General features: G+C 71.2%; 5 protein-coding genes. 2 read left to right on the top strand and 3 right to left on the bottom strand.

Translation table 11 applies throughout. From position 1 onward, the window contains the following. Positions 1–17: 17 nt before the first annotated feature. A complete protein-coding gene (locus ADL12_RS02530; RefSeq protein ID WP_062698019.1) occupies positions 18–1,343 on the bottom strand; it encodes a lysine N(6)-hydroxylase/L-ornithine N(5)-oxygenase family protein in 1,326 nt (441 codons plus the stop codon). An 84-nt stretch (positions 1,344–1,427) separates the two neighbouring features. Between ADL12_RS02530 and ADL12_RS02525 the strand changes: the two genes are divergently transcribed. Together ADL12_RS02525 and ADL12_RS02520 are read left to right on the top strand one after the other, a co-directional pair. After that, a complete protein-coding gene (locus ADL12_RS02525; protein ID WP_062698017.1) occupies positions 1,428–2,381 on the top strand; it encodes a methionyl-tRNA formyltransferase in 954 nt (317 codons plus the stop codon). 126 nt (positions 2,382–2,507) lie between these two features. Then, a complete protein-coding gene (locus tag ADL12_RS02520) occupies positions 2,508–3,524 on the top strand; it encodes an iron-siderophore ABC transporter substrate-binding protein (RefSeq protein ID WP_062697970.1) in 1,017 nt (338 codons plus the stop codon). A 99-nt stretch (positions 3,525–3,623) separates the two neighbouring features. Here the strand turns inward: ADL12_RS02520 and ADL12_RS02515 are convergent, their stop codons facing one another. Next, positions 3,624–7,091 (bottom strand): non-ribosomal peptide synthetase, encoded by a 3,468-nt coding sequence (locus ADL12_RS02515; RefSeq protein WP_062697968.1) that lies wholly within the window; start codon positions 7,089–7,091, stop codon positions 3,624–3,626. Between the two features lie 28 nt (positions 7,092–7,119). Continuing rightward, positions 7,120–14,210 (bottom strand): non-ribosomal peptide synthetase (locus ADL12_RS02510; RefSeq protein ID WP_062697966.1); only part of this gene is annotated, 7,091 nt, incomplete at its 5' end.

Genomic DNA, 14,210 nt, shown 5'->3' with positions numbered 1-14,210 from the left:
CGACAGGCCCGACCGGCTCAGACGGGCGCCGTGTGCCGGTCCAGCAGGGAGCGGTGGATCTCCCCCGCGCGGATCGCGGTGGTCGACAGCAGGCTCGAGGTGAGCCCGTGCGTGTGCTCGGTGCTGCCCTGGAGATAGATTCCCGCGGTGACGTCGGGCGCGGTCTCCACGCGGTGGTCGCGGGAGACGCGGACCGCGTCCCCGTCGTCCCGCAGGCAGACCTTCGCCGCCTCGCCGAGCAGGGCGGTGAGGTCACGGGGACGGTAGCCGGTGGCGTGGACCAGTACGTCGGTCTCCAGCACCTGTTGTTCCCCGGTCGGCAGGAACTCCACCGCGACGTCCAGCGGGCCGTCGCCGCGCTGTCGGACGTCGCGGATGCGGGAGACGTTGAGGAAGCGCAGCCGCTCCCGGCCCGTGACCTTCTCCTGGTAGGCGGTGGCGTAGAGGGACTCGATCAACTCCATGTCGACGACGGAGTAGTTGGTGGAGCGGTGATAGTCGAAGAGGGACTGTTTGACCTCGGAGGGTGCGCCGAAGTACACGTCCACCGCCTCCGGGTCGAAGATGCGGTTGGCGAACGGGCTGTCGTCGGCCGGCGTGTATCCGTACTTGGCGAACACCGCGCAGACCTCGGCCTCGGGGAACGAACGGTGCAGGAAGTCGACGGTCTCGGCGGCGCTCTGCCCCGCACCGAGGACGACCGCGCGGCGCACCGGCTCACCCGCGGCGGCGAGTTCGGTGACGCGGGGCAGTAACTGGCTGTTGTGCCAGACCCGTTCGGACAGTTCGACGCCGGGTGGCACATGCGGTTCCAGGCCGACCGCCACGCTGATGTCGCGGGCCCGGCGGGCGACCGTCCGCCCGGGGCGCTCCGGGTCCCGGCAGACCACGTCGAAGTGCGTCACCGTGCCCGTGTCGTCGCGCACGGGGTCGATGGCGGTCACCACATGGTCGTACGCCACGAGGTGCCGCACCCGCTCGGCGGCCCACTCGAAGTACTCGTGGAACTCGACGCGCAGCGGGAAGAGCGTCTTCTGGTTCAGGAAGTCGATCAGCCGGCCGCGCTCGCGCAGAAAGCACAGGAAGCTGAAGTCGCTGGCCGGATTGCGCAGCGTCACCAGGTCCTTGAGGAACGACACCTGCATGGTGGCGTCGTCGATGAGCATGCCCCGGTGCCAGCCGAAACGTGGCTGGCGCTCCAGGAAAAGGGCGTTGATCCGACGGTCGGCCGGAAGGTCCGCGTTGTGTTCGTCAATCGCTATGGCCAGGGCGAGATTTGACGGCCCGAAGCCGATTCCGAGGACGTCGTAGGTGGTGTCCGATCCCGTGAGCGGTGACTTCACCGTGGCATCGCCTCCCTCAGGCAGCCACATGTTAGATAAGGTTAGCCTTACCTTGCAATGGAGCCCGCCGAAGGGGAGAACCGCATGCGCGTCGCCATGTTCGGCTACCAGACCTGGGGCCACCGCACACTCCAGGCCCTGCTGGACTCCGATCACGAGGTCGTTCTCGTGGTCACCCACCCCAAGAGCGACCACGCCTACGAGAAGATCTGGGACGACTCCGTCGCCGAACTGGCCGAGAAGAACGACGTTCCCGTACTCCTGCGCAACCGCCCCGACGACCCCGAACTCCTCGCCGCGGTGCGCGACGCCGAGCCCGACATCCTCGTCGCCAACAACTGGCGCACCTGGCTGCCGCCCGAGCTCTTCGACCTGCCCCCGCACGGCACGCTCAACGTCCACGACTCACTGCTGCCCTCGTACGCCGGCTTCTCCCCCATCATCTGGGCGCTCATCAACGGCGAGGAGCGGGTCGGCGTGACCGCGCACCGCATGAACGGCGAGCTGGACGCCGGGGACATCCTGGTGCAGCGCTCGGTGGTGGTCGGTCCGACCGACACCGCAACGGACCTGTTCCACCGGACAGTTGACCTCATCGCGCCCATCGTGCGCGAGTCGCTCGACCTCATCGCCTCCGGCAAGGCCACCGCTCACTGGCAGCCGCAGGACCGCAGCCGGGCGAGCTTCTTCCACAAGCGCTCGCTCGAGGACAGCCGTATCGACTGGACCTGGCCCGCGGAGCGCCTGGAGCGCCTGGTGCGGGCGCAGTCGGACCCGTATCCCAACGCGTACACATTCCATCGCGGGCAGCGCATCAGGATCGTCTCGGCCGCCGTCTCCGAGGGCCGTTACGGCGGCACTCCGGGCCGCATCTTCATCCGCGAGGGCGACGGCGTCGTCATCGTGGCCGGGGCGGACGCCCACACGGGTCGCCACCCGGGGCTGCTCGTCAAGCGGCTGCGCACCGACGACGGCACGGAGTACGCGGCGACCGACTACTTCCGCACGATGGGCGGCTACCTGACGGCGCATCCGTGAGCTGATTCTCCGTCAATCAATCGAAGAGTCAGGGCACTTGACCGAAAACCGTTGCTGAGGCAAGCCTTACCTTGCTTTACTGACGGCCCTACACCTCCTGCCTGTCACCGGCGACAAGGGACGCACATGTCGAGAAAGCTCCTCACCACCCTTCTCACCGTCACCCTGGCCGCCGCCTTGGCGGCCTGCGGCTCCGTCAAGGACGACTCGAACAGCTCCTCCGACGCCTCCGGCGACGCGAAGACGGACACCTCGTCCGCCTTCCCGGTGTCCATCAAGCACAAGTTCGCCACCACGCAGATCACCAAGGCGCCCGAGCGGATCGTGGTGATCGGCAATGGCGGTACCGACGACATCGACGCGCTGTACGCCCTGGGTGTCACCCCCGTCGCCATCTCGAAGGACGCGCTCACCAAGGACGGCGTCTACCCCTGGCTGAAGGACAGGATCGACACCGAGAAGACCGAGCTCCTCGACACGCTGACCGCCGTCGACTACGAGAAGGTGGCGTCTCTCCAGCCCGATCTGATCCTCGCCACCTCGGACTTCACCCTGGACAAGGACTACAAGAAGCTCGCCGCGGTCGCGCCGACCATCGGGTACGAGACGGCCTGGGGGCAGCAGACCTGGCAGGAGCATGTGCAGGTGGTCGCCAAGGCCGTCGGCAAGGAGGAGCAGGGCGAGCAGGTCATCAAGGAGACCGAGGACAGCATCGCCGCGGTGAAGGCGAAGCATCCGAAGCTTCAGGGCAAGACCTACAGCCTGTCCATCGGCAACACCCCGGCCAAGATCTTCACGATCGCCTCCGAGGACGACTTCGCGGCCAAGCTGATGAGCCAGGTCGGGATGGGCCTGACCCCGTCGGTGAAGAACATCAAGACCGTCAACGGCAGCCCGACCGGTGAGCTGTCCTTCGAGCAGCTCGACAAGCTCGACGCCGACCTGGTCGTCATCGCGTTCACCACGCCGGACCTGAAGAAGGCGTTCGAGGCCAGTGACCTGGTGAAGAACATGTCCGCGGTGAAGGACGACAAGTACGTGGTGACCGACGTCGCGACCATCAGCCAGCTGCGCAGCCCGTCCGCGCTGGGCATCCCGTGGGCGCTGAACAACCTGGAGCCCGGGTTCAAGAAGCTCGACTGACCGGCCCGAGGGGGACACGGAGGAGGGGCGGGGTGCCTGCGGGCGCCCCGCCCCTCCTCTCATGTGCCGTCACGTCTCGTCATGTGTCGTCACGTCTCGTCATGTGTCGTTCAGTGCGGAGTCGACCTCCTCCGCCGACATGTCCTCGATCTCCAGGTGGATCGCGGCGACCTGTTCGAGCCGCCCCGGCGTCTCCTCGTCGGCGGACAGTCCCTTGGCCATGCCACCGGCCGTCAGAGTCGCGAAGAGGGAACGCACGGAGACCTCCGAGGTGTCCAGGGCCTCACGCAGCCGGCCGACGATCACGGTGGCGAGCACCGAGTCGCCGCCGAGGGCGAAGAAGCCGTCGTCGAGACCGACGCGTTCGACGCCGAGAACGTCCTGCCAGACGCGGGCCACGACCGTCTCGAGGGCGCTGCCCGGGGCCCGGTGCCGGCCCGCCTCCTCCACCTGCCACAGCTCCTGTACGGCACGGCGGTCGAGTTTTCCGTTGGAGGTGAGCGGGAGTTTTTCGGCCACGGCGATCCGGGCCGGGACCATGTGCGGCGGCAGCACGGATCGCGCCCACTTCCGCAGCTCGTCCTCGGCCGTCCCCGCGTCGGCGGCCACCGCGGCCGCCAGCTGGACTCCCTGGCCCCGGGTCAGCCCGGCGACGGCGCGCCGTACGGCGGGGTGGCCGGCGAGTGCCGCCTCCACCTCGCCCAGCTCGATCCGGAAGCCGCGCAGCTTGACCTGGTGGTCCCGGCGTCCGAGGAACTCCAGGATGCCGTCGGGCCAGTACCGCGCGAGGTCACCGGTGCGGTACCAGCGCACCCCGTCCGCCTCGGTGAACTTCTGTGCCGTACGCGAAGGGTCGGCCCGATAGCCGAGCGCCACCCCGTCCCCGCCGATCCACAGCTCACCCGGCACCCAGTCCGGGCAGTCCCGTCCGTGGGCGTCGACGACCCGGCAGCGGACGTTGCGCAAGGGGGTGCCGTACGGCACGGCCCGCCAGTGCGCGGGGACTTGAGAGCCCGTCACTTCGCAGACGGTGGAGTGGATGGCGGTCTCCGTGGTGCCGCCCAGCCCGGTGAACCGGCAGCCGGGTGCCCTCGCGGCGAGGCGTCCCGGCAGGTCGGTTCCGACCCAGTCGCCGCCGAGCAACACCGCACGCAGGCCAGTCAGTTCACCGGGTGTGGTGGCGAGGAGGAGCATGTCGAGAAGCGGGGGTACGCAGTTGAGGACCGTCACTGCGTGCGTACGCACCAGGTCGGCCCAGTGGCTCGCCTCACGTCGGTCGTCCTCGTCCACGAGCACGAGGGCGCCACCCGCGCTCAGCAGCGCGAAGATGTCGTAGACGGAGAGGTCGAAGTCCAGGGCGGAGAGGGCCAGGCAGCGGTCCGAAGGGCCCACGGCGAAACGGTCGTTGAGGTCGTCGATGGTGTTCATGGCCGCCCGGTGCGGCACCTCGACGCCCTTGGGTTCGCCGGTGGAGCCGGAGGTGAACAGCACATAGGCGGGCTGCTCCTCACCCACCGCCACCGGCTGGGACAGAGGCGCACCGGCCACCGTCTCGGCGACCGGCAGGGCGTCGAGGCCCTCGACCGGGCGTCCGTCGGTCAGCGCGATACGGAAGCCGGCAGTGGCGCGGATCCGGTCGCGGCGGGCGGGCGGCTGCTCGACGCCGATCGGCACATAGGCGGCGCCCGCGGCCAGCGTGCCCAGTACGGCGGTGATCTGGTCGGGCCCCTTGGGCAGGCTGACCGCGACCGTGTCGCCGGGGCGTACGCCGCGCTCCACCAGGGCGGCGGCGGTACGCAGTGCGCGGTCCGCCAACTCGCCGTAGGAAAGGGCGCCTTCGGTGGCCCACAGCAGGGCGGGGGCGTCCGGCTGCCCGGCGGCGCGTTCGAAGAAGCCCTGGTGCAGTAGCCGGTGGCTGCGCGGGGCCTCGGTGGCATTGACTGTGGCGCGGACCGCCGACTGCTCGGCGGGCAGCAGCGCCGGCACCGGCCGCTCCCAGACCGTGTCGTCGGTGCCGAGCCGGGTGACGAGGCCGTGGAAGGCGGCGAACATCGCGTCGACCAGGCCGGCCGGGAAGGCGTCCTCGCGGACGTCCCAGTTGACCAGCAGTCCGCCGTCGACCTCGGTCACCTGGGCGTCGAGGAGGACCTGCGGTCCCTGGGAGATGATCCAGACGGGCTTGCCGAAGGACTGGCGTACGCCGGTGTCGAAGAGCTCGCCGAGGTTGAGGGCGCTGGTGAACACGACGGGCGCCAGGACCTGGTCGCCGCCCAGCCGGGACAGGTCCCGCAGCACCTCCACGCCGGAGTAGTCGGCGTGCGCCGCGTCGGTGTGCATACGGTCCTGCAGGCACCGCGCGTGCTCGGTGAACGAGCCCGGCTCGGCCAGGTCGACGTCGAGCAGCACCGAGCTGGTGAAGTCGCCGACGAGCAGGTCGACGTCGGGGTGGGAGCCCCTGCGGTCGAACATCGGCACGTTCAGCAGGAAGCGCGGCTGTCCGCTCCAGGCGGCCAGGACCTCCGAGAAGGCGGTCGCCACCGCCATCGCCGGGGTCAGCCCGTGCTGATGGGCGCGGGCCGTCAGCCGCCGCTTCTCCTCGGGCGGCAGCCAGTGGTGGCGGCGGGTCACCCGGGTCGGGTCCGTGCGCTCCGCCTCGGGCACGAGGGGGAGTTCGGGGGCGCTGGGCAGCTCGGGGATCCGCCGCTGCCACCACGCCTGTGCCTGCTCCCGGCTCAGCCGCCGTACGTCCGCGCGCTCGGCGAGGTACTCCGGGTAGCTGGTGCGGATCGCGGGGAGCGGGGTGCCGGGGTTCTCGTACAGCTCGGCGAGGTCGGAGAGCAGTACCCGGTAGCTGAGTGCGTCGGCGGCGAGCATGTCGACGTCGACGTGCAGTCGGCTGCCGCCGTCCGGCAGCAGCGAGAGCTGCACGGAGAACACCTCACCGGCCGCGACGTCCAGGCGTGCGTGCGAGGAGGCGTGCCGGATGTCCTCCAGCTTGGCCGCGGTGGTCCGGGCGTCCAGCGTCCGCAGGTCGTTGACGACCGTCGCGGGGCCGGGGAGGTCGGGCAGGATCTCCTGGCGGCCGTCGTCGGTGAAGCGGGCGCGCAGCATGCCGTGGCGGGCCGCGAGGGCTCGTACGGCCGCGTCGAGCCGGTCGGGGTCGACGCCGGAGCCGTCGAACTCGACGTAGAGGTGGGCGGCGACGGAACCGAGGGTGGTCTCGTCGCCTCGGCCGATCCAGTAGGCGTGCTGCATCACGGCCAGCGGGAAGGGTTCACGGGGTTCGGGCCGGGCAGGTGCCGCAGTCGGGGCGTTCCCCGTGGGCTGGGCTGCCGGCACGTGGGCTGCCAGCAGTGTCCGCCAGGCACGCAAGGTCGGTTCCTTGGCCAGCTCGGCGAAGCTGATCCGGATGCCCCGCTTGCGCCAGCCGCCCGCGATCTTCATCAAGGTGATCGAGTCCAGACCCCAGGCGATGAGGCTGTCGTCCTCGCTCGGTGCTGCCTCCGAGCCGAATGTGTCGGTGACCGAACGGAGCAGCTCGTCCGCGGTCGGGTGGTGCTGCGTCACCGGTTCCTCCGAAGTCGTCCGTGGTGGCTCAGAAGTCGTCGAAGTCGTTCTCGAAGTCGTCGATGTCCTCCTGGGTCAGTTCGACCAGGGGCAGATCCGACGGGGTGAGGCCGCCCGCCGGGGCGTCCTCGGTGTGCCGGGCCAGGCCGCGCAGGGCGCGCTCCCAGAGGCCGAGCAGGTCTGCGGCCTCGGACTCGGTCAGGAACCCGTCCGGCCAGGACGCGGAGACGTGCAGCCGGACGCCGGACGCCTCCTCGACGGCGACGGCGTTGATCTCCAGGCCGAAGGCCGCGGGCCGCCCCCTGTCGGGCGGCACGCGCAGCATGGGGGCCTCAGGAGCCAGTTCCCAGGGCTCGCCTGCCGCGCCGGAGGCGGTGAAGCGGCCGAGGTAGTTGAAGAGGATCTGCGGCTGCGGCAGTTTTTCCAGGGCCGGGGCGGTGTCGGGGTTGAGGTGGCGCAGGAGGCCGTATCCGAGGCCGTGGTCCGGTACGGCACGCAGCTGCTCCTTGATCCGCTTGAGCGCCGTGCCCGCGGCGGGCCCGCCGGACAGCGCCTCGTCGAGGTCCAGCGGCCCGGGGTCGATGCCGACCGGGTGGAAGGTGGTGAACCAGCCCACCGTGGCCGACAGATCGACGCCCTCGGCGATGTCCTCCTCGCGTCCGTGCCCCTCCAGTCCGACGAGCAGCGAACGGCCGTCCAGATCGCCGCGCCGGTCCCGCCAGGCGGCCGCGGCGAGGGCGAGGGCGGTGAGCAGGACGTCGGGGGCGGCGGCGTGATAGGCGGCGGGCACGGATGTCAGGAGGGGAGCCGTGACGTCGTCCGGGAGGACGAGGGTGTCTTCGCGCACGCTTCCCGCGGTGCCGAGGTCACGCTCCAGGAAGGGGCGTGCGCCTTCCAACTCACCGGTCCATCGGGCGAGTTCCCGCACTCGCTCGGGCTTGCGCGCCTCCTCGGCCAGCAGCTTGCTCCAGGTTCGGAAGGAGGTGCCGGAGCGCAGAAGGGCTCGGCCCGACTGCCATGCCTCTGCCAGGTCGGAGGTGATGATCCGCCAGGACACGCCGTCGACGACCAGGTGGTGGGCCACGAGCAGCAGCCGGCCCGAGTCGGTGAACCAGACGGCCTGGAGCATGCGCCCGGCCGCCGGGTCGAGCCGGGCCACGGCGGCGGCCAGCTGGTCGTCGAGCGCCGTGTCCCGCACCTGACTGAGCAGTTCACTCGCCCGCACCACTCCTTCGGGGGGCACCACCAACTGGTTCGTCAGTCGGGCGCGGAGCATGTCGTGGCGGTCCAGTAGCGCTTGGAGTACGTCGACGGCGGTGTCGTACGTGAGATCCGGCGGGGTCACCAGCAGGACCGCCTGGGCGAGACCGCCGTAGGAACCGTCGGGGCCGGCCGTCCAGCGCATGATCGGGGTCGGTTCCGCCTCGCCGACGGGCTCGTCGAGTAGGCCGGTGCCGGTGGGCTCGGCGCAGGCGGCCAGTCCGGCCGGGGTCGGCGTCTGGAAGACGTGCCGGGGGCTGAGGGCGATACCGGCCTTGCGGGCCAGGGTCACCAGCCGGATGGAGACGATGCTGTCGCCGCCGAGCTCGAAGAAGTTGTCGTCGACGTCGACGCGGCCGAGCCCGAGGACGGAGGCGAACAACTCGCAGAGCTGCCGCTCGCGTTCGTCGGCGGGCGCCCGTGTCGCTGCGCGGGAGGTCGTGGTCGCGGGCGCGGGCAGGGAGCCGCGGTCGACCTTGCCGGACGGCAGCAGCGGGAAGGCGTCGAGGGCGGTGAGGGTGCGCGGCACCATGTGTTCGGGCAGCCGTTCCCGGAGCCAGCCGTGCAGGTCGTCGAGCCCGTCGGCAGCCAGGTAGTAGCCGGCGAGCTGCTTGACGCCCGGGGCGTCCTCTCGGATCACCGCAACCCCGCGCCGGACGCCCGGGTGCTGTTCGACGATGGCCTCGATCTCCTCCAGCTCGACCCGCATGCCGCGGATCTTCACCTGGTTGTCGGCCCGGCCGAGGAACTCCAGGGTGCCGTCGCGCTGCCACCTCACCAGGTCGCCGGTGCGGTAGAGCCGTTCGCCGGGCGGGCCGAACGGGTCGGCCACCCAGTGGTCGGCGGTGCGGCAGGCGTCGTTCACATAGCCGCGGCCGAGGTAGACACCGCCCGCGTACAGTTCCCCCGGCACGCCGACCGGCACGGGCTGCAGCCGGTCGTCGAGGACGTAGAGCCGTGTGTTGCCGTTGGGCCGCCCGATGGAGACGGCACTGCGGATGGCGCCGGTGCGGTAGACGACGTGGCTGACGCCGATGGTGGCCTCGGCCGGCCCGTACCCGTGGTACATGACCGCGGGGCTCGCGGCGCGGAAGCGGGCGAACAGCTCGGGGGTGAGCACTTCTCCGCCGCACCAGACGTGCTTGAGGGAGCGGGCCCGCCGGGCGAAGCCGTCCAGCTCCAGGAGGAGGTCGAGCATCGAGGAGACGAGGTAGGTGAAGGTGACCCGGTGACGTTCGACGGTGTCGAGCAGATAGTCCACGTCGCGTTCGCCACCCGGTTCGGCGATCACCACGCGGCCGCCGTTCACCAGCGGCAGGAAGATCTCGTTGATGGAGATGTCGAAGCCGAGCGGCGCCTTGAACAGGGCCGCGTCCTCGGTACCGAAGCCCAGCAGACCGCGCTGCCACAGCAGCCGGTGCGCGATGGCACGGTGGCGGATCATGGCGCCTTTGGGGACGCCGGTGGAGCCGGAGGTGTAGATGACGTAGGCGAGGCCTTCGGGGTCGACGGGGACGTTCGGGTTGTCCGTCCGCTCCGGTCCGTCCAGGCGGACCTCCACGAACGGCGGGGCGTCGTCCCCGAGGACCACTGCCCCGCCGGGCTTCCCCAGGACCGCCGTCAGCGCCGCGCTCCGGCACACCTCGGCGATCCGCCGGGCCGGCCAGGAGGGCTCCAGCGGGACGAATGCCCCGCCGGCCTTCAGCACGGCGAGCAGTCCTACGACCATCTCCACCGAGCGTTCCAGATGGATACCGACGCAGCGCTCGGGGCCGACGCCGAGCGAAGTCAGTTGCCCGGCAAGGACGTTGGCGCGGGCGTTGAGCTCGGCGTAGGTCAGCGTCAGGCCGCCCTCGATGCCGTACTCGACGGCGGGAAGGTCAGGAGTCTTCGCCGCCTGTTCCTCGACCAGTGCGGTCAGGGTGGTGGCGGGCATGGGGTGTGCGGTGTCGTTCCACTCCCCCAGCATCAGGGCACGCTCACGCGGGGTGAGGAGGTCGGCCAGGGAGACCGGCAGATCCGGCTGCCGCGCCAGCTCGCCGACCAGCCGCACGAACCGCTCCACCAGGTCCTGGGCGGTTTCCTCGTCGTACAGGTCGCGGCTGTGGAGGAGCGAGCCGGTGATCCCGCCGCCGTCCGCCCGCTCGAAGACGTGGAAAGCGAGGTCGGTCTTCGCGGTGTAGAAGTCGACGCGCAGCTCGCTGAGCGTCAGCCCTGCGAAGTCCCTTGTCCCGTCCGGGGCTTGCTGGTGGGCGAGCATCACCTGGAACAGCGGATGCCGGCCCATCGAGCGGGCCGGGGCGAGCGCGTCCACGAGCCGCTCGAACGGCAGGTCCTGATGGGCGTAGGCGTCCACGTCCGTCTCGCGCACCCGGGCGAGCAGCGTACGGAACGTCGGATCGCCGGAGACGTCGGTGCGCAGGACCAGGGTGTTGACGAAGAGGCCCACGAGGTCGTCGAGGGCCGCGTCGCCCCGTCCGGCGACCGGGGTGCCGAGCGGGATGTCGTCCCCGGCGCCCAGGCGGCCGAGCAGGACCGCGAGGGCCGCCTGGAGCGCCATGAAGACGGTGCCGCCGGCCTCCGCTGCCAGGTCCCGCAGCGCGCCGTGGACCTCCGCGTCGAGGGCGAAGTCCACGGCACCGGCCCGGTACCCGACGACGGCCGGCCGCGCCCGGTCCACGGGCAGCTGAAGCTCCTCGGGCACACCCTCCAACTGCCGTGCCCAGTAATCCAGTTCCACCTCGGCCCGACCACCGTCTTCCAGTAACTGCCGCTGCCACAGCGTGTAGTCGGCGTACTGCACGGCGAGCGGCGGCCATTCGGGGCGGCCGCCCCGCACCCTGGCCGCGTAGGCCGTCTCCAGGTCCCGCAGCAGTGGCTCGGCCGACCAGCCGTCGGTGGCGATGTGGTGGACAAGCAGGAGCAGGACGTGCTCGCCGGGGGCGAGGGCGTACAGCGTGGCGCGTACGGGGATCTTGGCATCCAGCGCGAAGGAGTACGCGGCGGCCTCGCTCAGCAGCGCGTCGAGTTCCCGGGCCCGGGCCGGCACCACCTCGAAGGGCACGTCCGCTTTCGCCAGGATCCGCTGGTAGGGCGTGCCGTCGTCGTCCGGGAAGACCGTGCGCAGCGACTCGTGCCGGGCCACGACGTCATGGAGAGCGGCTCGCAGGGCGTCGGTGTCGAGCGGTCCGGTGAGGCGTACGGCGGTGTGGATGTTGTACGTCGGGCTGGCCCCCTCCAGTCGGTAGAGGAACCACAGCCGCGCCTGCGCGGAGGACAGCGGCACCGGGTCGGGGCGCCGGGCCGGCAGCAGCGGCGGGCGTCGCTCGGCGTCCGGGGCCTCCAGGAGCGGCGCGAGCGCGGCCACGGTAGGTGTGTCGAACACCGCCCGCAGGGGGACGACGGCACCGAGCTCGGCTCCGATGCGGGCGACCAGTCGCGTGGCGAGGACGGAGTGGCCGCCCAGGGCGAAGAACTCGTCGTGGATGCCGACGGACGGAAGCCCTAGCAGGTCCGCGAACAGGGCGCAGAGCGCCGCCTCCGCCTCGGTGCGGGGGGCGGTGGCGGTGGTGAGGCCGGAGAGGTCGGGGGCGGGCAGGGCACCGCGGTCGAGTTTGCCGTTGGGGGTCAGCGGCAGGCCGTCGAGGATCACGACGGCTGCGGGCAGCAGGTGTTCCGGGAGGGTCACCTTGAGGTCCTGCCTGACCTGCAGCGGTTCCAGCGAGGTGCCGGGATGGGGGACGGCGTAGGCCACCAACCTCGGCTCGCCCGGCTCCTCCTGACGTACCATCACCACCGCCTGGGACACTCCGGGCAGTGCCGCCACGGCGGCCTCGGTCTCGCCCGGCTCGACGCGGAAGCCACGGATCTTCACCTGATCGTCGGACCGGCCGAGGAACTCCAACGCCCCCTGCGCGCTCCAGCGCACCAGGTCGCCGGTGCGGTAGAGGCGGGCGCCGGGCGGACCATACGGGTCGGCGACGAAACGCTCGGCGGTCAGGCCGGGGCGGCGGAGGTAGCCACGGGCGAGCTGGGCACCGCCCAGGTAGAGCTCGCCGGGGACGCCAGGCGGTACGGGGCGCAGGTAGTCTTCCAGGACGAGGGTGCGGGTGTTCCACACCGGGCGGCCGATCGGCACGGAACCGGCGGCGGACCTCGTCCCCTCGGCGCACGGCCAGGCCGTGACGTCCACGGCGGCCTCGGTGGGGCCGTAGAGGTTGTGCAGCTCGGTTCCGGGCAGCGACTCGACGCAGCGTTCGGCGAGTTCGGTGAGCAGGGCTTCACCGCTGCACACCAGTCGGCGGAGGACTCCGCGCGCCTGCCCGGCAGCGGGGTCGTCGAGGAAGACGCGCAGCATCGAGGGGACGAAGTGCGCGGTCGTGACCCGCCGGTCACGGATCAGCTCGGCGAGGTAGCCGGGGTCGCGGTGGCCGCCGGGACGCGCGAGCACGAGCTCGGCCCCGGTGATGAGGGGCCAGAAGAACTCCCAGACGGAGACGTCGAAGCCGGCCGGTGTCTTCTGCAACACACGCTCTCCGGGACCGAGTTCGTACGTCGCCTGCATCCACAGCAACCGGTTGACGATCCCGGCGTGCGGGACGACGGCCCCCTTGGGGCGGCCCGTGGAGCCGGAGGTGTAGATGACGTACGCGGGGTGCTCGGGGCGCAGCGGCCGCACCCGGTCGGCGTCGGTGACTTCGGCGGAGTCGAAGGCGGTGGTCTCGGTGTCGAGCAGGAGCAGCGGTACTCCGGGCGGCAGTATCCGGGCGGTGTCCGTGGCGGTCAGCACCAGCGCCGGCGCGGCGTCCTCCACCATGAACGCCAGCCGCTCGGCCGGGTAGCCGGTGTCCAGCGGGACGTAGGCGGCACCGGCCTTGAGCACCGCGAGCAGCGCCACCACCAGGTCGGTTCCACGGTCCAGGGCCACACCCACCAGGTGCTCGGGGCCGACGCCGTGGGAGATCAGCAGGCGGGCGAGACGGTTGGCGCGGGCGTGCAGGCCGGCGTAGTCGAGCCCGGGCCGGCCGTCGTCGGCGATGAGGGCGGGGGCGTCGGGAGTGCGGGCGGCCTGCTGGGCCAGGAGGTCGGTGAGGAGTGCGGCGGGGAGGGAACGGTCGGTGGTGTTCCACTCCTCCACGACCCGGTGCTGCTCGGACTCGGTCATCAACGGCAGCCGGGAGACGGCGAGTTCGGGGTCGGAGAGGGATGCCTCGAGAAGCGTCTCCAGGTGCCGGAGCAGCCGGTCGACGGTGTCCGCGGTGAACAGGCTGCTGCGGTAGGTCGCCTCGATCCGCAGGCGGCCGCCGGTGAGGAACGCCTCCAGGGAGAGGTCGAACTGGGTGGTGTCGTTGTGGACGGTCTCCCATTCGGCGGTCACACCCGGGAGTTGCGGCCCTTCGAGCCCCTGGGTGAGGAAGAGGAGCATGACGTCGAAGTAGACGGAGCGCCCCGGCTGCCGTTCCGGCTTCAGTTGCTCCACCAGCTTGTCGAAGGGCATGTCCTGGTGGGCGTATCCGTCCGTGCACAACTGCTTGACCCGCTCGACGAGTTCGGCGAAGCCGGGATCACCTTCGAGATCGGCGCGCAGGGCGAGCGTGTTACCGAAGTTGCCGATCAGCTTCTCGAGGCCGGGGAGGTCACGGTTCATGACGGCCGAGCCGATGGGGATGTCGGTGGCGCTGGTGGTGCGGTGCAGCAGGGCGGCCAGTCCCGCGAGCAGGACCATGAAGGGGGTCGCGCCCGCGTTGCGGGCGAAGGCGGTGAGGCGCTCGGTGACGTCGGGGGCGAAGGTGTGGAAGCGGCGGTCGCCGTGCGCGGCGGGGCGGGCGGTGCGCGGGGCGTCGGTGGGCAGGGCGAGGG

This window comes from Streptomyces regalis (assembly GCF_001509475.1).
GTDB lineage: Bacteria > Actinomycetota > Actinomycetes > Streptomycetales > Streptomycetaceae > Streptomyces > Streptomyces regalis.
This window is presented reverse-complemented; position numbering and strand designations above follow the sequence as displayed.